Origin of the sequence: Hydrogenophaga sp. BPS33 (genome assembly GCF_009859475.1) — a bacterium.
GTDB lineage: Bacteria > Pseudomonadota > Gammaproteobacteria > Burkholderiales > Burkholderiaceae_C > Hydrogenophaga.
This window is the reverse complement of the sequence record NZ_CP044549.1, coordinates 3,511,120-3,530,490: the sequence shown is the minus strand read 5'-3', so window position 1 is coordinate 3,530,490 and position 19,371 is coordinate 3,511,120. Positions and strand designations below refer to the sequence as shown.

Annotated in this window: 16 protein-coding genes and 1 other RNA gene; 11 read left to right on the top strand and 6 right to left on the bottom strand. The window is 66.6% G+C overall.

Annotated features, from left to right (window positions below):
- Positions 1-87: 87 nt before the first annotated feature.
- Positions 88-1,350, bottom strand: coding sequence for a transcription termination factor Rho (gene rho / locus F9K07_RS16365; protein WP_159594444.1), 1,263 nt, complete (start codon positions 1,348-1,350; stop codon positions 88-90).
- Positions 1,351-1,536: 186 nt separating this feature from the next.
- Positions 1,537-1,869, bottom strand: coding sequence for a thioredoxin TrxA (trxA, locus tag F9K07_RS16360; RefSeq protein ID WP_159594443.1), 333 nt, complete (start codon positions 1,867-1,869; stop codon positions 1,537-1,539).
- Between the two features lie 138 nt (positions 1,870-2,007).
- On the opposite strand from trxA, the gene F9K07_RS16355 reads away from it, so the two are divergent.
- From F9K07_RS16355 to F9K07_RS16345, 3 genes are all read left to right on the top strand, one after another.
- On the top strand, positions 2,008-4,635 hold the full coding sequence (locus tag F9K07_RS16355; RefSeq protein WP_159594442.1) for a PD-(D/E)XK nuclease family protein: 2,628 nt from the start codon (positions 2,008-2,010) through the stop codon (positions 4,633-4,635).
- On the top strand, positions 4,632-8,048 hold the full coding sequence (locus F9K07_RS16350; protein ID WP_159594441.1) for a UvrD-helicase domain-containing protein: 3,417 nt from the start codon (positions 4,632-4,634) through the stop codon (positions 8,046-8,048). Before F9K07_RS16355 ends, F9K07_RS16350 begins: the two co-directional genes overlap by 4 nt.
- Before the next feature lie 128 nt (positions 8,049-8,176).
- Positions 8,177-9,451, top strand: coding sequence for a TIGR03862 family flavoprotein (locus F9K07_RS16345; protein ID WP_159594440.1), 1,275 nt, complete (start codon positions 8,177-8,179; stop codon positions 9,449-9,451).
- A 7-nt stretch (positions 9,452-9,458) separates the two neighbouring features.
- On the opposite strand, the gene F9K07_RS16340 is transcribed toward F9K07_RS16345, so the two are convergent.
- The gene (locus tag F9K07_RS16340) at positions 9,459-9,812 is read right to left on the bottom strand and encodes a DOPA 4,5-dioxygenase family protein (RefSeq protein WP_159594439.1); all 354 of its coding nucleotides are present in this window, start codon (positions 9,810-9,812) and stop codon (positions 9,459-9,461) included.
- Positions 9,813-9,950: 138 nt separating this feature from the next.
- Here F9K07_RS16340 and F9K07_RS16335 point away from each other — a divergent pair, with 138 nt between their 5' ends.
- Both F9K07_RS16335 and F9K07_RS16330 read left to right on the top strand, forming a co-directional pair.
- The gene (locus F9K07_RS16335; protein WP_159594438.1) at positions 9,951-10,640 is read left to right on the top strand and encodes a TerC family protein; all 690 of its coding nucleotides are present in this window, start codon (positions 9,951-9,953) and stop codon (positions 10,638-10,640) included.
- Between the two features lie 230 nt (positions 10,641-10,870).
- On the top strand, positions 10,871-11,422 hold the full coding sequence (locus tag F9K07_RS16330; RefSeq protein WP_159594437.1) for an alpha/beta hydrolase family protein: 552 nt from the start codon (positions 10,871-10,873) through the stop codon (positions 11,420-11,422).
- 97 nt (positions 11,423-11,519) lie between these two features.
- Here F9K07_RS16330 and F9K07_RS16325 read toward each other — a convergent pair whose 3' ends face one another.
- Together F9K07_RS16325 and acuI are read right to left on the bottom strand one after the other, a co-directional pair.
- Positions 11,520-12,521 (bottom strand): NADP-dependent oxidoreductase, encoded by a 1,002-nt coding sequence (locus F9K07_RS16325; protein ID WP_159594436.1) that lies wholly within the window; start codon positions 12,519-12,521, stop codon positions 11,520-11,522.
- Positions 12,522-12,582: 61 nt separating this feature from the next.
- A complete protein-coding gene (gene acuI, locus F9K07_RS16320; RefSeq protein WP_159594435.1) occupies positions 12,583-13,569 on the bottom strand; it encodes an acrylyl-CoA reductase (NADPH) in 987 nt (328 codons plus the stop codon).
- A gap of 298 nt (positions 13,570-13,867) precedes the next feature.
- Between acuI and F9K07_RS16315 the strand changes: the two genes are divergently transcribed.
- Positions 13,868-14,452, top strand: a complete 585-nt coding sequence (locus tag F9K07_RS16315) for a TetR/AcrR family transcriptional regulator (protein WP_159594434.1) — start codon at positions 13,868-13,870, stop codon at positions 14,450-14,452.
- A 68-nt stretch (positions 14,453-14,520) separates the two neighbouring features.
- Here the strand turns inward: F9K07_RS16315 and ffs are convergent.
- Positions 14,521-14,617, bottom strand: an RNA gene (ffs, locus tag F9K07_RS16310) — signal recognition particle sRNA small type.
- A gap of 74 nt (positions 14,618-14,691) precedes the next feature.
- On the opposite strand from ffs, the gene dnaX reads away from it, so the two are divergent.
- The 5 genes from dnaX (at position 14,692) to F9K07_RS16285 (ending at position 19,359) form a co-directional block, all read left to right on the top strand.
- Positions 14,692-16,662, top strand: coding sequence for a DNA polymerase III subunit gamma/tau (dnaX, locus tag F9K07_RS16305; protein WP_159594433.1), 1,971 nt, complete (start codon positions 14,692-14,694; stop codon positions 16,660-16,662).
- 33 nt (positions 16,663-16,695) lie between these two features.
- Positions 16,696-17,037, top strand: coding sequence for a YbaB/EbfC family nucleoid-associated protein (locus F9K07_RS16300; protein ID WP_159594432.1), 342 nt, complete (start codon positions 16,696-16,698; stop codon positions 17,035-17,037).
- Positions 17,038-17,071: 34 nt separating this feature from the next.
- Complete coding sequence (recR, locus tag F9K07_RS16295) at positions 17,072-17,683, top strand: recombination mediator RecR (protein ID WP_159594431.1); 612 nt, start codon at positions 17,072-17,074, stop codon at positions 17,681-17,683.
- A gap of 42 nt (positions 17,684-17,725) precedes the next feature.
- Positions 17,726-18,130, top strand: coding sequence for an MAPEG family protein (locus tag F9K07_RS16290; protein WP_159594430.1), 405 nt, complete (start codon positions 17,726-17,728; stop codon positions 18,128-18,130).
- A 158-nt stretch (positions 18,131-18,288) separates the two neighbouring features.
- Positions 18,289-19,359: an ABC transporter substrate-binding protein gene (locus F9K07_RS16285; RefSeq protein WP_159594429.1), complete on the top strand. Its 1,071-nt coding sequence runs from the start codon at positions 18,289-18,291 to the stop codon at positions 19,357-19,359.
- Positions 19,360-19,371: the final 12 nt, after the last annotated feature.

The window sequence follows — 19,371 nt, the reverse complement described above, 5'->3', positions numbered from 1 at the left end:
AGGTCAGGTGCGGGAGCCGCAGGGGAACCATTCCCCAGTACTTGCCGCGATTTGCAAAGCCTCGGATTATAGCTCTCTGACGCTTGTTTAGCCGCCCCGCCGCATCATGTCGAAGAACTCGGAATTGTTCTTCGTGGACTTCATGCTCTTGAGCACCATCTCCATGGCCTCGATTTCGTCCATGTTGTACATGAACTGGCGCAGGATGCGGGTCTTCTGCAGGATCTCGGGCTGCAGCAGCAATTCTTCGCGGCGCGTGCCGCTGCGGTTGAGCTGGATCGAGGGGAACACGCGCTTTTCGTACAGGCGGCGGTCCAGGTGGATTTCGCAGTTGCCGGTGCCCTTGAACTCTTCAAAGATCACTTCGTCCATCCGGCTGCCGGTGTCGACCAGGGCGGTGGCGATGATGGTGAGCGAGCCGCCTTCCTCGATCTTGCGCGCCGCGCCGAAGAAGCGCTTGGGACGTTGCAGGGCATTGGCGTCGACGCCACCGGTGAGCACCTTGCCGCTGGAGGGCAGCACGTTGTTGTAGGCGCGGGCCAGGCGGGTGATGGAGTCGAGCATGATCACGACGTCCTTGCCGAGCTCGACCAGGCGCTTGGCGCGCTCGATCACCATCTCGGCCACGTGCACGTGGCGGGCAGCGGGTTCGTCGAAGGTGGAGGCGATGACCTCGCCGCGCACGGTGCGCTGCATTTCGGTCACTTCCTCAGGGCGCTCGTCCACCAGCAGCACCATCAGCACCACTTCAGGGTGGTTGGCGGTGATCGCGTGGCACAGGTGCTGCATCATCACCGTCTTGCCGCTCTTGGGTGGTGCGACGATCAGCGCGCGCTGGCCGCGGCCGATGGGGGCGATGATGTCGATCACGCGGCCGGTGATGTTCTCTTCGCTCTTGATGTCGCGTTCCAGGCGCATCTGTTCCTTGGGGAACAGCGGCGTCAGGTTCTCGAACATGATCTTGTGCTTGTTGTCCTCGGGAGGCAGGCTGTTGATCTTGTCGAGCTTGTTGAGCGCGAAGTAGCGTTCGCCGTCCTTGGGGATGCGCACTTCGCCTTCGATCATGTCGCCGGTGTGCAGGTTGAAGCGGCGGATCTGGCTGGGCGAGATGTAGATGTCGTCGGTGCTGGCCGTGTAGCTGGTGTCCGGCGCGCGGAGGAAGCCGAAGCCATCGGGCAGCACTTCGAGCACGCCGTCGGCATACACCAGCTCGCCGCCCTTGGCGCGCTTCTTGATGATGGCGAACATCAGCTCCTGCTTGCGCATGCGGCCGGGGTTTTCGATCTCAAGGGCTTCGGCCTGCTTGAGGACTTCAGACACGTGCAGTGCCTTGAGTTCGTTAAGGTGCATGGAATTCACTCCGAAAGGGAGTTGAGTCAAAAACCGGGGGAGGGGGCGACAGCGTCCGGATGGCGAACGGTGCGCGGGAAAGAGGGGCGGGTGTCTGTCGGGCCCGCTGCGGCAAATTATGACAGGAAAAATTCGCTCAAGAAAACAGCGACCGGGCATTGCACCCGGTCGCCCTTTGGCGTGGCCTCAGGTCAGTTGCTGATCGATGAAGGCGGTGAGCTGTGCCTTGCTCACGGCTCCCACCTTGGTGGCGGCGAGCTGGCCGTCCTTGAACAGCATGAGCGTGGGGATGCCGCGGATGCCGAACTTGGCGGGCACGTCGCGGTTGTCGTCGACGTTGAGCTTGGCGATCTGCAGCTTGCCGTTGTACGAGCCCGCCACTTCGTCGAGGATGGGCGCGATCATCTTGCAAGGACCACACCATTCGGCCCAGAAGTCCACGAGCACCGGTGCACCGGCATCCAGCACATCAGCCTGGAAGCTGGCATCGGAAACGTGTTTGATCAGGTCGCTGGCCATGATTCATCCTAAAAGTCGTTGATCGGGGAGGGGGTACAGTTTGGGGCCCATGCAGACAGTTCAAGGTGCTCTTGCTTCCTCTCTCTGCCGCTCGCTGAGCGTTCGGTCCGCACCATTGTGACAGAAACACCCATTTCCATGACGCATGTAAGCCCGATCGGCGCGGCCACGACGCCCGCGCCAGACCCTGGGCACCCTTCGGTTCGACATTGGGCCGCCGGCATTGCGCACATTGACGCGGCCGCCCGCGAGCGCGCCTTGCCCGCCGGCCGCGTGGTCGTGCTCGTGCCCTATGCGCAGCTGATGGATGCAGGCCGGCGCGCCTGGGCCGCCGCACACCCGAGCGGTTTTGCGCCGCGCTTCGAGTCCACGCGCAACTGGGCCGCGAGCCTGCGCCCCTTTCTGCCCGGCCCTGGCGACCTCAGCATGGACATGGCACGCGACAGTCTCATGGCCGCCGCGCTGATCGAGCGCGTGGCGCCCGCGCGCGCCGATGCGGCCTTGCGCACCGTCATGGTGGGGCGGCTGGTCGACGCCGCGCGTCAGCTCGCGCCATGGGCTGCGGCCGTGCCGCCCGAGCATCGACTGGCCTGGGCCGAGCCCTTGCGCGCGGCCATGGCACCCACCACGTCCGCGCTGCATTGGGAAGGCCTTCTGGCGACCCTGGCGCTGACCTGGGTGAGCACGTCCGCCTACGCCACCGACGTGCTGTGGGCACCGATGGCACAACCCGGCGCGCATGCCGATCTGCTGGTGGTGCTGCAGGGCTTTCAAGACGATCCCTTGGCCACGGCGCTGGCCGCTCGGTGGGGCGATCGCGCGCTTGTGCTTCCCTTGGGCGAGAGCGACTGGCGCGCCGGCGAAGACCGCCGCCTGCATGCCTGTGGCGATGCGGAAGACGAAGCGCAACGCGCCGCCGCCTGTGTGATCGAGCACATCAACCAGGGCCGCACGCCGGTGGCCCTGGTGGCCAACGACCGCCTGCTCACGCGCCGCGTGAGCGCCATGCTGCACCGCGCGGGCATCTCGGTGCGCGACGAAACCGGCTGGAAGCTCTCTACCACGCGCGCCGCCGCGCAACTCATGAGTGTGCTGCGCGCGGCCGATGCCCGTGCCGCGATGGACGACGTGCTGGACCTGCTCAAACAAGCCACGGCGTGGCCCGACGCACAGGGCCAGCAGCTGGAGCAACTCGCGCGCGAATTCGGCGTGTCGCGCTGGAAGGCCGCGGTGCAGCACGCGCGGCTCGCACCCGCCATCCCGCAGGGCCTGCCGGCCTGGATCGAAGGCCTTCAGGCCGCGCGCCCCTTGACGGTGTGGCTGGGCGATCTCGCGCTCGCGCTCAAGGCCTGTGGCCTGTGGACATCGTTCGAAACCGACCCGGCCGGGCAGCAATTGCTGCAGGCCCTGCGTCTGGGCGACGGCGCGGCGATGGAGTTGGCCGGTGTGGCGCAAGCGGTGGACGCTGCGGCGCGCAGCGGTTCGCGCATGTCCTTGAGCGCGTTCACTGCCTGGGTGCGCGACGTGCTGGAAGGCGCGAGCTTCATGCCGCGCAGCGAGGGCGAGACCCCCGTGGTGGTCTTGCCCATGGCACAACTGCTGGGCCGCCATTTCCCTGCCACCGTGGTGCCCGGCTGCGACGAGACGCACCTGAGCCCCAGCCCCGAGCCCCCGGGCGACTGGACGGCGGCCCAGCGCGAGCTGCTGGGCCTGCCGTCGCGCGAGGCGCTGGCGCAGGCGGCGGCGAAAGCCTGGCAGGCCACGCTGGCCTTGCCGCAGCTCGACCTGCTGTGGCGCACCCAAGACCGTGGTGAAGCCACCTTGCCCAGTGCCTGGTTGCAAGCGCTTTTGCCGCACGCGGCGCGGGACCCCCGTGAGCCCCGCGTGCTCGTGTGCGTGCCGCAGGAAAAGCCAATGCCCAGCGCGCGCGACGTGCTGCCCGAAGCACTCTCGGCCAGTGCCTACCAGGACCTGCGCGACTGCCCCTACCGCTTCTTCGCCTTGCGGCAGCTGCGCCTGTCCGAAGCGGCCGAACTCGAAGCCGAGCCCGATCAGCGCGACATGGGCAACTGGCTGCACGCCGTGTTGCGCAGCTTTCACGAACAGCGCCGCGATGCCCGGCCTGGGCGCGAAGCCGACCGCGCCGCGCTCGACCGGCTCGCCGACGAAACCGCGAGCGCCATGGGCCTCAACGCAGGCGAGGGCGGTGCCGGCTTTCTGCCCTACCAGGCGGTGTGGCCGGCCCTGCGCGAAGGCTATCTGGATTGGCTGACCGGTTTCGAAGCCACCGAACACGGACCCGGGCCGCGCTTCGCACAAGCCGAGGCCGAACGCACCAGCCACACAGGGCCGTGGAAGCTCTACGGCAAGCTCGACCGCATCGACCTGCAGCACAGCCCCGAAGGCCCGATTCCCTTCGTGCTCGACTACAAGACCGAGAGCCGCAGCAAGACCCAGGAGCGCGTGAAGGAACCGCTGGAGGACACGCAGTTGGCCTTCTACGCCGCCTTGCTGCCCGATGAGAACCTGCGCGCCGCGTACCTCAGCATCACCGACAAGCGTGGCGACAGTGGCAAGGACACCCCGACCTGGCTGGTCGAGCAGCCCGACGTGCTGATGGCGCGCGAGCAACTGCGCGAAGGTTTGGCGCACGACATGGCGCGCGTGGCCGCCGGCCAGCCCATGCCCGCGCTGGGCGAAGGCCGCGTGTGCGACTTCTGCGCCGCGCGTGGCCTGTGCCGCAAAGATTTCTGGAGTGCCGCATGAGCGCAGCGCCGGGCCGTTCCCAAGCACGCTCGCACCGCAGCCCGCAGGGCGAAGGTACTCCAGTGACCGCACCCGCCTACCGCATCAATGGCGTGAGTGCCGAGCGCGAGGCCTTTTACGTTCTCGCATGCGACCCCACCCGCAGCATCGCGGTGGAGGCCTGCGCCGGTGCCGGCAAGACCTGGATGCTGGTCTCGCGCATCCTGCGCGCGCTGCTCGACGGCTGCGCACCCCAAGACATCCTCGCGATCACCTTCACCAAGAAAGCGGCCGGTGAAATGCGCGACCGGCTCAACACCGAACTGCGGCGCTGGTCTGGATTGAGCGACGAACAACTGACTGGCGAATTGCGCGCGCGCGGCCTGAGCGCCGCCGACGCCCTGCGCCGCGTGCCCGAGGCGCGTGGCCTGCACGCGCGCGTCAACGCGCTCGGCCGCACGGTGCAGGTGCGCACCTTCCACAGCTGGTTCGCCGCCTTGCTGCGCGGCTCGCCCTTGTCGGTGTTGCAGGACATGCAATTGCCCGTGCAATACGAACTGCTGGAAGACGATGCGCGCGCCGTGGCGCAGGTCTGGCCGCGTTTCTACGCCGCCTTGGCCGCGAGCCCGGCCGACCGTCAGGACTTCATGGACAGCGTGGCCCAGCACGGCCGGCACCAGACCCTGGTGGCCCTGAAGAAGGCCCTGGACAAGCGCGTGGAGTTCGCGCTGGCCGATGCGGCCGGCGTGGTGGCGGCTTCGGTCGAGCCGTTTGCCGAGCGCTACCCGGCCTTGGGCGACCTGGCAACCCCCGAGCTGGCGCTGCTGCGCCCCGAGGCCCGCAGCCGCTGGCACGCCTGGGCTAAGGTGTTGGGCACCGAGGCCAACAAGACGCCCAAGGACAGCGCCGCCAAGATCATCGACGCCTTCGAACTGCCCGACGAACCCTCACGCATGCAGCAGCGCCTGGCGCTGCTGCGCAAGGCCTTTCTGGTGGCCGACGAAGACCGGCTCAACAGCCGCCTGGCCAAGTTCGAAGCCGCGCAAGCCGCCGAGCTCGAACTCATCGAACTCTGCGGTGCCCTGCGCCAGCACAGGGCCTGGGCGCACCACCAGCGCATGGCGCGGCTCGCACGCGTGTTGCTCGCCAGTTACGCGGCCCTCAAGCGCGAGCGCGGCTGGGTCGACATGAACGACGTGGAAGGCGCGGCCCGCCGCCTGCTGGGCGACGCCGAACTCTCCGGCTGGCTCCAGCAGCGCCTGGACGCGCGCGTGCGCCACGTGCTGATCGACGAGTTCCAGGACACCAACCCGCTGCAGTGGCAGGCGCTGTACGGCTGGCTCTCGGCCTATGCCGGCGCGGGCCCGGGCGAGGCGCCGTGCGTGTTCCTGGTGGGCGACCCCAAGCAGTCGATCTACCGCTTCCGCCGTGCCGAACCCCAGGTGTTCAAAGCCGCCCAGGCCTTCGTGGTGCAGGGGCTCTCGGGTGCGCTGCTCAGTTGCGACCACACGCGCCGTTGTGCGCCTGCGGTGGTCGAGGTGCTCAACGCCGCCATGGGCGCGGCTGTTCAGGCCGGCCAGTACAGCAGCGACTACCGCGCACACACCACCGAGAGCACCGCGCCCGGTGAGGTGCGCAGCCTGCCGCAATTGCCGCGCAGCCTGCGCGATCGCCACACCGGCGCATGCGACAGCGGCGAATGGCGCGACAGCCTCACCACGCCGCGCGTCTTGCCCGAAGACAGCCTGGCCGCGCTCGAAGCCGCGCAGGCAGCCGACTGGGTGGCGCTGCAGATCGAAGAAGAGGGGCTGCACGCCGGCGACATCATGGTGCTCGCGCGCCGGCGCGAACGCCTGGGCTGGATGCACGAAGCCTTGCGCGAGCGCGGCATTTTGAGCGAACAACCCGAGAAGCTCGATCTCGGCGAATCGCCCGCCGTGCTGGACGTGGTCGCGCTGCTGGATGCGCTCGTGTCCACCCGGCACGACCTGAGCCTGGCGCGCGCGCTCAAGTCGCCGCTGTGCGGCTGGAGCGACGACGATCTGGCGCAGCTTGCGCGGCTGCGCACGCGGTGGACGCCACCACCCGGTGTCGATGGCGCGCGCGTGCGGCCTTCGTGGTGGGACGTGTTGCAGCGCTTCGGCAGCCTGCCGGTGCACGAGCAGGCCGGGCAGGCGCAAGCGCCCGAACAAGCCACGCGCTTCGTGGACACCGCACAACGCCTCGCGCTCTACCGCGACTGGTTGCGCACACTGCCGCCGCACGACGCGCTCTCCGCGTTGTACGACCATGGCGATGTGCTCGCGCGTTTCGCGCAGCACGTGCCCCCGGGCCAGCGCGCCGCCGTGCTCGCGCAACTGCGCGATCTGCTCACACAGTCCCTGGCGCAGGACGGTGGGCGCTTTCTCACGACGTACCGCTTCGTGCGCGCGCTCAAGGCCGGTGGCATCAAGGCCACGGCCGTGCAGACGCCCGATGCCGTGCGCCTGCTCACCGTGCATGGCGCCAAAGGCCTGGAAGCCCATACCGTGCTGATGCTCGACACCGACACCGGCCCGGCGCGGCCCGAGAGCATGGGCGTGCTGGTGGACTGGCCGGGCGAAGCACCCTTGCCGCGCCGCTTCGTGTTCCTCGCCAGCGAAAAGGCGCCACCCGCGTGCGCGGTCGAAGCCCTGCAGCAAGAACAGGAAGCGCGCGCGCTGGAAGAACTCAACGGGCTCTACGTGGCCATGACGCGCGCCGAATCGCGCCTGCTGATCTCCAGCTTCGAGCCGCACCTGCGCGCCAACGCGCCCACCTGGTACCAGCGCCTGCAGCCGCTGGCCGCACCGATGGACACGCCGCCGCCCGCCACCACCCATGCGCAAAGCGGCGAAGGCGGCAACGGCGCTTTGAGCTTCGAGCTGCTGGGGCTGCCCGCTGTGCAGCCCGCGCCTGCGCCGACGCCAGCACCCGCGGCGCGCGAGGCCATGGACGACACCGCCAGCCGCATCGGCCTGGCGCTGCACCGCCTGCTGCAATGGTGGCCCACGCCCAGCGAGGATTTCGATTGGGGGCCCGAGCACGCGCAAGCCGTGGCGCGCGAATTCGCGCTCGACACCGTGCAGGCGCGCGACGCCCTGGCCATGGCTCGTCGCATCATCGGCGGTGATGCCGCCTGGGCCTGGGATGCCGAGCTGCTGCACCACTGGGGCAGCGAGGTCGAACTGTTCCACCAGGGCGAGCTGTTGCGCCTGGACCGCCTGGTGCGCCGGCGCGACACCGGCGAATGGTGGGTGCTCGACCACAAAAGCGCCGCGCACCCCGAACGACAGCCCGCGCTGATCGCGCAGATGCGCGGTTATCGGCAGGCCGTTGCGGCGGCCAATCCGGGAGATACCGTGCGGCTGGCCTTCATCAACGCCCAAGGGCGCCTCATCGAACTGCAAGACTGAAACTCCCCCCTGCGCCGCTGACGCGGCTTCCCCCCTCAGTGGCGCGCCTTCGGCGCTTCGAGGGGGGACGGCATCTTGGGCCGGCGTAGCCGTCCCTCGATGCCCCTGGATCGACATCTCCTCACGCCATGAGCCTTTCTGATTCCTTGAACCTCATTCAAACCGATGTCGCCGTAGTCGGCGGCGGGCCGGCTGGCCTGATGGCCGCCGAAGTGATGGGCCGTGCCGGCCTGGGGGTGCATCTGTTCGATGCCATGCCCTCGGTCGGGCGCAAGTTTCTGCTGGCCGGCAAAGGCGGCATGAACCTCACGCATGCCGAAGCTTTGCCCGCCTTCATCGGTCGCTACGGTGCGCAGGCCGCGCGCCTGCGGCCCTTGCTCGACGCCTTTGGCCCGCAGGCCGTGCGCGATTGGGCTGCAGGCCTGGGCATCGACACCTTCGTCGGCAGCTCGCAGCGCGTGTTCCCTACCGACATGAAAGCCGCGCCGCTCTTGCGCGCCTGGCTGCACCGCCTGCGCCATCCGCAGGGCGAGGGCAGCGCACCGGTGCACTTTCACATGCGGCACCGTTGGACCGGATGGGACGAAGACGGTTGCCTCGTCTTCGAAACGCCTCAAGGACCTTCGCGCGTGCAAGCCCGGGCCACGGTGCTGGCGCTCGGTGGCGCCAGTTGGGCCCGCCTGGGCTCCGACGGCGCGTGGGCGCCGCGCTTGCAGGCCGTGGGGGTGGACGTCGCCCCTCTGCGGCCGAGCAACTGCGGCTTCGACGTGGCCCGTGGCTGGAGCGCGTTTTTCAGCGAACGCTTCGCGGGCCAGCCCTTCAAGTCGGTGGCCATTCGCGTGGTGGACAGTCAGGGCCACGTCTTCCAGCGCAAGGGTGAATTCGTCGCCACGGCCACGGGGGTGGAAGGCAGCCTCATCTACGCCGCGTCCAGCCTCTTGCGCGACGAGATCGCACAACACGGCCAGGCCACGTTCGAACTCGATCTGCTGCCCGACCGCACGCCAGAACATGTGCTGGCCCAGGTCGCGCACCCGCGCGGCTCGCGCAGCCTCTCCAGCCACCTCAAGAGCCGCCTGGGCCTGGAGGGCATCAAGATGGCGATCGTCAACGAATTGCTCGACAAGGCTTCGATGCACGAGCCCGCGCGGCTGGCCGTAGCGCTCAAGGCGCTGCCGATCACCTTGGTGGCGGCGCGTCCGATCGACGAGGCCATCAGCAGCGCCGGGGGCGTGCGCTGGGAGGCCTTGGACGAGCACCTCATGGCGCGCGCGCGTCCCGGCTTGTTCTGCGCGGGGGAAATGCTCGACTGGGAGGCCCCTACCGGCGGCTACCTGCTCACGGCTTGCCTGGCCAGCGGCGTCGCGGCGGGGCAGGGTGCGCTGCGCTTCTGTACGCCTTGAGGGTGGTTCAGTCGCCCAACACGCTCAAGTCCAGCGTGTAGGACTTTCCGATCCACATCGCGCCGTCGCGGTGATCGCGCAGTTCGTCGCCGGTGTTCGGGTGCACCAGCACGTCCAGTGTGCCGTGGTTGAGCGAGAGCCAGCTCACGACGTAGGCGAACTCGCGTGCACCAAACGCCACCTGGTACGTCCACGCCGGGTGGGGCCCCACGGGCCGTTCGTGAAAGCGCCCGATCTCCACGCGCGCGCCCAACTCATTGGCAATCACCTCGCGCAACGCCCAGGCCGCATCGCGACTGGGGGCGTCGAAGTACACGTGGGCATGCCAACTGGTGATGAGATGGGGGTCGCGCGCGATCATGGAATTGAAGGGTACAAGGCTGCGCAAATTACGCAGTATCACGAACAGAAAAACCTGAATTTACATCCTACAGTGATGCAATTCTTTCAAAAGCGCCGCATCGATGCGGCGCTTTTGCATTCAACGGATGAGGTTTGCATGGAATTTCTGAGTACCTCCGACTTCTGGATCGATCTGTTGAAGATCATCTGGATCAACATCATTCTCTCGGGCGACAACGCCGTCGTCATTGCTCTGGCGGCCCGCTCGCTGCCCGCGGAGCAACAACGCAAAGCCGTCATGTTCGGTTCCGGCGCGGCCGTGGTGTTGCGCATCGTGCTCACGGTGGTGGCGGCCAAGCTGCTGGAGCTCTCGTTCCTGCAGGTCATCGGTGGCGTTCTGCTGCTCTGGATCGGCTACCAACTGCTGACCAGCGAAGAAGAGGACGACGACGGACACAAGGGCACGAGCACGATGATGGCCGCCATCCGCACCATTCTCATTGCCGACCTCGTGATGAGCCTGGACAACGTGATCGCCGTGGCCGCGAGCGCGCACGGCAACATGGTGCTGCTGGTGCTGGGCCTGGCCATCAGCATTCCGCTGGTGATTTTCGGCTCCACGCTGATGATCAAACTCATGGGGCGTTTTCCCGTCATCATCACGCTGGGCGCCGCGCTGATCGGCTGGGTCGGCGGCGAAACCATCGTCAACGACAACCTGGTGCACGGCTACACCATGGCACATCCATGGCTGCACTATGTCGCGGCGGCGGCGGGCGCGGTGCTGGTGGTGGGCTTGGGCAAGTTTGTGCAGGCGCGCAGGCAAGGCGCTGAAGCGCAGGTGTGAGGCGGGCGCTTGCGCCGCCCTCAGCAAAAACGCACTGCCTGGGCCGTGCGTTTTTCGTTGTGGGGTTGTTGGAGCTTGAAGAGGCTGCGCTGAGGATGGAAGAGTTATTAAGTACCGTGGCGCTTGAAGCTCATCTTGTGCCGAAGCGCTCTTGCAGCGCCGTCTAAACCTGGAAACAACGTGGCCGCAGTGAGCCCCATGTAGGCTAGATCGATCCGCAGCGCATTGGTGTGGCGGGCCATTCCCAGGGCGGTTTTGCCTCGCTGTGGATCGGGGGTGCCATGGTGAATGCCGAGAAGTACCTGGCGTTCCTGCGTGCCTGGAAGAGCAACCCCTTGCTGGCCGCATCCCTGCGAGCGCAAATGCCGCTTGATGCCACGCCTGCGCTGCGTGTGCGCGATCCCCGGGTCAAGGCCGCGTTCTCGATGGCACCGGGGGTCTTTCCTGGATTTGGCATGGACGAAGAGGGGCTGGCGCAACTCAAGATACCGGCCTACATCATCGTGGGCGCGCAGGACACCCAGACCCCGGCCGAAGAACACGCAGCATTTGCCGCTCGGCACGCGCCGCGCACGCTACTGGAGGTGTTGCCAGGCCCGGTGGATCACGAAATCTTCGTCAACGAATGCGACACTGAATGCGACACTTTTGGCCGCGACATGATGCCCGCGGGTTGCGTCGACCCAGCGGGTGTGGACCGCGCGGCACTGCACCAACACATCGGCGCCAGGGCCGTGGTGTTTTTTGACGACATGCTGAAGGTGTCGCGCGAAGTTCGATGAACAATGCGACGAGCCTTGGCCCCCGCACTGGCTCCACGGTGAGCAGGCTGCTGAAATTCCCAGAGCCGAGGCGCGGCTTCGGCAAGACCGGCGACACCTACATCATTCGTATCCCCACCTTGCCTTTGGCGCGTCCCGCGTCGACGTAGGTCAACGCTTCGCGGATGTCCTGAAACGCGAACACCTTGTCGACCACGGGGCGGATGGCACCCGATTCAACCAGGGCCGTGATTTCGCGCAACTGGGCTCCATCAGCCCGCATGAAGACGAACGTGTATGCGCCGGCTTTCTTCTTCACCTTGCCCCGGATCCCGAAACTCAGCAGGCGCAGCACCTGTTGCAGCGGCCAGGCCAATCCCCGCGCTTTGGCGAATGCCGGCGTGGGTGGCCCTGAGATGGAGATGAGATGCCCCCCCGGCTTGAGAATCTGCAGCGATTTGTTCAGCTCGTCGGTGCCGAGACTGTTCAGCACCACGTCGTAGTCTCGTAGCACCGTGGCGAAATCCTGCTTCTTGTAGTCGATGACCACGTCCGCGCCCAAAGCCTTCACCCACTCGACGTTGCTTGTGCCGGTGGTCGTTGCCACAAAAGCCCCGAGGTGCTTGGCCAGTTGGATCGCGATGGTGCCGACGCCACCGGAGCCCGCATGGATCAACACCTTCTGCCCCTTTTTCAGTTGAGCGGATTCGACCAGCACCTGCCAGGCCGTGAGCGCCACCAGTGGAAGGGACGCGGTCTCGACCATGCTGAGATTCTTGGGCTTGAGCGCCAGCGACGATGCCTTGACGGCGATGAACTCGGCAAAGGTGCCGATGCGGTCGTCGTCGGGGCGTGCATAGACCTCGTCGCCCGGCTTGAAGTTGCGAACACGAGCACCCACGCGAACGACCATACCGGCCACATCGTTGCCCATGATCAGAGGCAGGCGGTAAGGAAGAATCATTTTGAATTCGCCGCTCATGATCTTCATGTCCAGCGCATTGACGCTCGCCGCGTGGATCTGGATCAGAACGTCATCGTCCCCCACCTCGGGTTCCGGCATGTCGGCGACACGGCCCGTTTCGTTCTTGCCATACCGATCGATGATGAAGGCTTTCATGGGGAAACTTTCTGCATCAATTCTTGATGCGGGTCGGGAGTGGGAATGCGGTGTTCCAGGGTCACGCGTTCACATCGACGATGGTGCGCCCTTGAACCTTCCCTTCGAGCACCTTCGCCGCGATTTCTGCAACCGCTGCCAGGCCGATCATCTGGGTGGTCCGCGCAAGCTTGCCCAGATCCAGGTCGCTGGCCAGACGCGACCAGGCCTGCAGACGCGCTGGCTGCGGTGCTTGGACCGAGTCGATGCCCGCGAGCGTGACGTTGCGCAAGATGAAGGGCAGGACCGATGCCAGCAGATCCACCCCCTGTGCGAGGCCAAAGGCAGCGACCACGCCGCGGTAGCGGGTCTGCGCCAGCACGTTCGCCAGCGTGTGGCTGCCCACGGAATCGATGGCCCCGGCCCAGCGCTCCTTGCCCATTGGTGCGCCCGGCTCGGACAGCGTGTGGCGGTCGATGATTTCCGCTGCACCCAGCGCGCGCAGATAGTCGGCTTCCTCGAGTCGGCCGGTCGATGCGATCACGCGATAGCCGAGTTGGGACAGCAGGGCAATCGCCACCGACCCGGCACCCCCATTGGCGCCCGTCACCAGGATGTCGCCATGCGAGGGCGTCAGACCACCATGCTCAAGCGCCAACACGGACAGCATGGCGGTGTATCCGGCGGTACCGATGGCCATGGCGTCCCGGGTCGACAGGACCGCAGGAATCTTGACCAGCCATTCGCCGCTCACCCGAGCCTTCTGCGCGAAGCCGCCGTGGTGCGTCTGGCTGAGCCCCCACCCGTTGGCCAGCACGCGGTCGCCGGCCTCGATGCCTGGGTAGGTCGAGGTCTCGACAATGCCCGCGAAGTCGATGCCGGGGATCAATGGAAACTGGCGAATGACGGGCGAGCGGCCACTGAGCGCCAGCGCGTCCTTGTAGTTCACCGTCGAATACTCAACCGCGACGGTGACGTCGCCCGGCATCAGTTGCTCTTCTTTGAAGTCGACCAACTGGGATGAAATGGTGTCGCCGTTCTTTGTGGCGAGCAGAGCCTTGAATGTCATATGCCGTCTCTTGTGTTGTCGAGGTTGCGACCCGGTGCTGCCATCGTCCGATGGCGCTGTGAATCCTGCGTGCGGGGCTGGCGAAGTGCGTGGTCGGTCATGAGTCACTCCTCAAGAAACTGAACCGCGTGTAACTGGGGGTGCGGTCACGTGGGAAACACGCGTGTTCAGGTTCTTTCCGGATGTGCCATTATTAATGATGTCAATCATAATCTTTGTTGTCAAGATGTTTTATGATGATCGACATCAATGAATATTTTCGCGTCCACCGTTGGCATATCCAGAGGGGTTCACAGACATGAGAGTCACCAAAGTGCAGGCGCAGGCCAACCGTGCGCACATCGTCGAAACGGCTTCTGCGCTGTTTCGCGAGTGTGGGTACGACGGAGTGGGTATCGCGGAACTGATGGCGGTCGCGGGCTTCACCCACGGCGGGTTCTACAAGCACTTCTCTTCCAAGGCCGAGCTGCTGGCAGAAGCGGCGGCCTGTGGTTTTGCGCAATCGGCTGCCAAGGCCGAAGGTGTCGACGCATCGGTGGTCGTCAAGCACTACCTGTCGCGGAAGCACCGCGACGCGCGCGATGAGGGTTGCACCATGGCCGCGCTGTGCACAGACGCAGCGCGTCAGCCTGAGCCTATCAAGATGGTTTTCGAGACCGGCCTTGAAAGCATGCTGGCGACACTTGCAGAGCCATACGCTGAGCTGGAGGGCGGCCAAGCAGTAGACGCCTTGCGCGCCAGACGCATTGAAGTGATCGCGCAGATGGTGGGCGCCATGGTGCTTTCGCGCGCCTGCCCTGACGGGTCGCCGCTCGCCGATGAAATTCTGGAGGTCTGCCGTGCGGGAGTCTTGTCGAGGCTGACGCCAGTGGAGAACGCGTAACGTTCCATGTATGCGCTCAGCCCTCACGAAATGGCCAATAGGCCACGACGCTTGCACAATTTGAAGAAGGTGACGAGCCTTGACCCCGGCACTGGATTCACAGTTAGGGCTGCTTGGTTCCCCACCTGACCCGGTTGGCCGCTTCACCATGCGGGAAGGCCCGTCGGGGTCGATTGTAGGCGATGAGAAAGGCCGCCGTGGGCCGAGAGCGCGATAACCCGCAGCTTAGAATCGTCCGCATGTCCTATGTCGTTCTGGCCCGCAAATACCGCCCGCGCACCTTCACCGAAATGGTGGGGCAGGGTCACGTGGTGCAGGCACTCTCGAACGCATTGACCACCCAGCGACTGCACCACGCCTACCTGTTCACCGGCACGCGCGGCGTGGGCAAGACCACCGTCTCGCGCATCCTGGCCAAGTCGCTCAACTGCCTCGGCGCGGACGGGCAGGGCGGCATCACCGCCGAACCGTGTGGCGTGTGCCAGGCCTGCACCGACATCGACAGCGGCCGCTTCGTCGACTACACCGAACTCGACGCCGCCTCCAACCGCGGCGTGGACGAGGTGCAGGCGCTGCTCGAACAGGCGGTCTACAAGCCCGTGCAAGGCCGCGTCAAGGTCTTCATGATCGACGAGGTGCACATGCTGACCAACACGGCGTTCAACGCCATGTTGAAGACGCTGGAAGAGCCGCCCGAATACCTCAAGTTCGTGCTGGCCACGACCGATCCGCAGAAGGTGCCGGTGACCGTGCTCTCGCGCTGTCTGCAGTTCAACCTGCGCCCGATGGCGCCCGAGACGGTGCTGGAACACCTGCAGCAGGTGCTGCAGGCCGAAAACGTGCCGGCCGATGTGCAGGCACTGCGCCTGTTGTCGCGCGCCGCGCGCGGTTCGATGCGCGACGCGCTCTCGCTGACCGACCAGGCCATCGCGTTTGGCGGCGGCCAGTTGCAGGAAGCCGGGGTGCGCCAGATGTTGGGCGCGGTGGACCGCTCGTATGTGCTGCGCCTGATCGATGCCCTGGCCCGTGCCGATGGCGCTGCCGTGGTGGACACCGTCGACGCCTTGCGCCTCAACGGCCTGAACGCGGCCTCCACGCTGGAGGAAATGACCGGCGTGCTGCAGCGCATGGCGGTGTTGCAGGCCGTGCCCGAGCGCGCGCAGGCCACCGATGGGTTGGAGGATCCGGACGAGGCGCAGATCGCGCAACTCGCACAAAGCCTGCCTGCCGACGAAACGCAATTGCTCTACAGCCTGTGCCTGCATGGCCGCGCCGAGCTGGGTCTGGCACCCGACGAGTACGCCGCGCTCACCATGGTGCTGTTGCGGCTCATGGCCTTCAAACCCGCCGGCGTCGCCACCAGCGCAACAGCGGAAAAAAAAACACTGAAAACGGCTGAACCGGCCTCGGCCGTGGTTCCGGCGACCATGCCTGCGGCGGTTCGCGCCGCTGTGCTACCGGCAGCTGCGCCTGTGTCGACGCCGGCGGCCGCGCCGACACCCACCCCCGCCACCGATCCCGCCCTGGTGACCTTGCCCGTGCGCGCGCCCCATGCGGTTGCCGCGCGCCCAGTCTCAGCACCCGTGGCTCCCGCTGCGGTGGTTCACCCCAAAGCATCTTCAGAGCCACCGGAAGACGACGCACCCTGGCCCGACGACGACGGCCCGCCATGGGAAGAAGAAGCCGCGCCGGCCTCCAGCACGGTGCGCCGCGTGATGGCGATTCCCGTGGTCGATGCCGGAGAGCCTAGCCCGCTGGACCAACCCCAGGCGCGCGCCGAGCCTGGCACGCAAACGGTGTTGCCGGCCGCGCCGGGGGGGAGTGTCGAAGGCGATTTCTGGTTCGAGACCGTCATGCAACTCGTGCGCGCCGAGGCCGTCACCGCGCTGGTGCGCGAGCTTGGCCTGCAGTCGCAACTGGTGGCGCGCGATACCGATCAATGGATGCTGCGCGTCGAGCGCATGTCGCTCAACCAGGGCAATACCCGCGAGCGCTTTGCCGCGGCCTTGCAGACGATCGGGCACCATGTGCGTTTGACGGTCGAGATCGGCCCTGTCACCGACTCACCGGCCATGCGCGTGGCCGCCGCCGCCGCACGCCGGCAGCGCGAGGCCGAGGCGCAGATCCTGGCCGACCCGTTCGTGCAGACGATGATGCGCGACTTTGGCGGCAGAATCGTGCCCGGTACGCTCAAGGCCATCACCGCCTGATCCATCTCCATTTTTCGAAACCCAAGGAAGACCATGTTCAACAAAGGACAACTTGCCGGCCTCATGAAGCAGGCCCAGGCCATGCAGGACAACCTGAAGAAGGCCCAGGACGAACTGGCCCACATCGAGGTCACCGGCGAGTCCGGCGCCGGCCTGGTGAAGGTGCTCATGACCTGCAAGCACGACGTCAAGCGCGTCACCATCGACCCCAGCCTGCTGGGCGAAGACAAGGACATGCTCGAAGACCTGGTGGCGGCCGCGTTCAACGCAGCGGTGCGCAAGGCCGAGGAAACGTCCACCGAGAAGATGGGCAAGATCACCGCCGGCATGCCGGGGATGCCCGGCTTGCCCGGTGGCATGAAGTTCCCGTTCTGAGCGGGCCGCCAGGTCCGAACGAGCCCACCTGTCGATGGCCGAAACCCATTCGCTGGAGCTGCTTGTCCAGGCGCTCAGGCGCCTGCCCGGCGTGGGTGTGAAGTCGGCGCAGCGCATGGCGTTCCATTTGCTGCAGCACGACCGCGCGGGCGCCACGCAACTGGCGCGCGCACTCGACCACGCCACCGCATCGGTGCGGCATTGCAGCCTGTGCCACACCTTCACCGAAGACGAGGTCTGCCCCACTTGCCGCGACCCACGGCGCGACCATTCGCAACTGTGCGTGGTGGAAACGCCGGCCGACCAGGCCGCGATGGAGCGCACGGGCGCATACAAGGGCTTGTTCTTCGTGCTCATGGGCAAGCTCAGCCCGCTGGATGACGTGGGCCCGCGCGACATTGGCTTGCAAAAGCTGTTCGATCGCATCAACGCGCCGCCCGCGCCGGGCGAAACGCCGGTGCGCGAACTGATCCTGGCCACCAACTTCACTGCCGAGGGCGAAACCACCGCGCACGTGATTGCGCAGGCACTCAAGGGCCGCAACGACGTGCAGGTGACGCGCCTGGCGCGTGGCGTGCCGGTGGGCAGCGAGCTGGAATATGTGGACCTCGGCACCATCGCCCACGCCCTGGTGGATCGGCGCTGAGCCCAGCCGCTGCGCGCGGTTTCTCTTTCAAGAAGGCAACGCATGAAACTCGCTGGATTGACCATCGCCTACTGGTGTGTGCTCGTGATGGCCCTGGTGCCCATGGGCTGCGCCTGGCTCGCCAAGGCGGGACAACTGGGCAAGCCCCGGCGCCAAGGGGGCTTTGACAACCACAACCCGCGTGCCTGGCTCGCGCGCCAGACCGATTGGCGCGCACGCGCCAACGCCGCTCAGGACAACACCTTCGAGGCGCTGCCGTTCTTCATCGGCGCGGTGGTCATCGCGCACCAGCTCGGCGCGGTGCAGATGCGCGTGGACGTGCTGGCGTTCCTGTTCGTCGTGCTGCGCCTGCTGTACGTGATGATGTACGTCGCCGACCTCGCCACCGCGCGCAGCGCGGTGTGGGCCTTGGCGCTGCTGGTGAACATCGCCATCCTGTTTGTCTGAGTGTCGGAACCACCCCACAGCGGTGTTGCAGGTCGTTACATCGACGGGCCGTCCGTCGGTGAAAACCCGCTCGGGATTGGTCCTGATGCGCGATTCTTTCACCAGCCTTACGCTGGAGTCCTCACTGAAAAGAACACCGCCGGAGAGGACAAGGGGCCATGTGGAGTCGTCGCAACTGGAGCCGAGCCTGTGCGCTGGGCGTGATCGCCGCAGCACTGCCGCCGCTGCGCGCCCAGACGCCGTCGGCCAGCGCACCGGTCACGCCACCATCACCGCGCCCCGGTGCGACCCGGCTGGCCATCGCGGTCGATCAGCGCACCTCGTTCTCCTACCTGCCGCTGACCATTGCCGAGCGCCTGGGCTATTTCGTGCAGGAGGGGCTGGACGTGGAGGTGCGCGAGTTCGCCGACGAAACGCAGTCGCTGCAAGCCATGCGCACCGGGGCCGCGCACATTCTTTCGGGCACCTATGCGAACACCATCGCCATGCAGGCGCGCGGCCTGCCGTTGCAGTCCTTCGTGCTGCAAGGGCGTGCGCCCCAGGTGGTGGTGGGCGTGTCGAAGGACACCATGGGGCACTACCGCACGCCCAACGACCTGCGCGGCGCGCGGGTCGGCATCATGGCCTCCGGGGCCGCATCGCAGCAGGTGGTGAGCGTGGTGCTGGGCAAAGTGGGCTTGCGCTCGGTGGACGTGCAGTTCGTGCCCTTGCCCAACGCCGCCGCAGCGGTGCAGGCATTTCGGCGCGGTGAGCTGGACGCCATCAGCTACAACGATCCGACCATGACGCAACTGGAGCAACTGGGCACCTTGCGGGTGGTGGCGGACACGCGCAGCACGCGCGGCACCTCGGAGGTGTTCGGCGGCCCCATGCCATCGGCCTGCCTGTGTGCGCCGCCCGAGTTCCTCGCACAGCATCCCAAGGCCAGCCAGGCCCTCGCCGATGCCCTGGTGCATGCGCTCAAGTGGCTGCAGACGGCAGGGCCTTCCGACATCGTCAAGACTGTGCCCGAGCGCTATTTCCAGGGCGACCGTTCGCTGTACCTGTCGGCTTTCATGCGCCTGCGCGAAGCCTGGACGGTCGATGGCCTGATGCCTGAAACCGGACCCGCCACCGCCGCGCGCATGCTGGCGCAGTTCGAGGACGGTGAGGCGGTGCAGAAGGTCGACCTGTCGCGCACCTTCACCAACGATTTCGCGCGCAAGGCCAAGCAGCGCTTCAGAGCCTGAGAGGCGGCGCGC

What these genes read in the sequence shown, in the direction of transcription:
- rho (WP_159594444.1), bottom strand. Translation starts at nt 1,350, where the DNA reads ATGCACCTTAACGAACTCAAGGCACTGCACGTGTCTGAAGTCCTCAAG.
- trxA (WP_159594443.1), bottom strand. Translation starts at nt 1,869, where the DNA reads ATGGCCAGCGACCTGATCAAACACGTTTCCGATGCCAGCTTCCAGGCT.
- F9K07_RS16355 (WP_159594442.1), top strand. Translation starts at nt 2,008, where the DNA reads ATGACGCATGTAAGCCCGATCGGCGCGGCCACGACGCCCGCGCCAGAC.
- F9K07_RS16350 (WP_159594441.1), top strand. Translation starts at nt 4,632, where the DNA reads ATGAGCGCAGCGCCGGGCCGTTCCCAAGCACGCTCGCACCGCAGCCCG.
- F9K07_RS16345 (WP_159594440.1), top strand. Translation starts at nt 8,177, where the DNA reads ATGAGCCTTTCTGATTCCTTGAACCTCATTCAAACCGATGTCGCCGTA.
- F9K07_RS16340 (WP_159594439.1), bottom strand. Translation starts at nt 9,812, where the DNA reads ATGATCGCGCGCGACCCCCATCTCATCACCAGTTGGCATGCCCACGTG.
- F9K07_RS16335 (WP_159594438.1), top strand. Translation starts at nt 9,951, where the DNA reads ATGGAATTTCTGAGTACCTCCGACTTCTGGATCGATCTGTTGAAGATC.
- F9K07_RS16325 (WP_159594436.1), bottom strand. Translation starts at nt 12,521, where the DNA reads ATGAAAGCCTTCATCATCGATCGGTATGGCAAGAACGAAACGGGCCGT.
- acuI (WP_159594435.1), bottom strand. Translation starts at nt 13,569, where the DNA reads ATGACATTCAAGGCTCTGCTCGCCACAAAGAACGGCGACACCATTTCA.
- F9K07_RS16315 (WP_159594434.1), top strand. Translation starts at nt 13,868, where the DNA reads ATGAGAGTCACCAAAGTGCAGGCGCAGGCCAACCGTGCGCACATCGTC.
- dnaX (WP_159594433.1), top strand. Translation starts at nt 14,692, where the DNA reads ATGTCCTATGTCGTTCTGGCCCGCAAATACCGCCCGCGCACCTTCACC.
- F9K07_RS16300 (WP_159594432.1), top strand. Translation starts at nt 16,696, where the DNA reads ATGTTCAACAAAGGACAACTTGCCGGCCTCATGAAGCAGGCCCAGGCC.
- recR (WP_159594431.1), top strand. Translation starts at nt 17,072, where the DNA reads ATGGCCGAAACCCATTCGCTGGAGCTGCTTGTCCAGGCGCTCAGGCGC.
- F9K07_RS16290 (WP_159594430.1), top strand. Translation starts at nt 17,726, where the DNA reads ATGAAACTCGCTGGATTGACCATCGCCTACTGGTGTGTGCTCGTGATG.
- F9K07_RS16285 (WP_159594429.1), top strand. Translation starts at nt 18,289, where the DNA reads ATGTGGAGTCGTCGCAACTGGAGCCGAGCCTGTGCGCTGGGCGTGATC.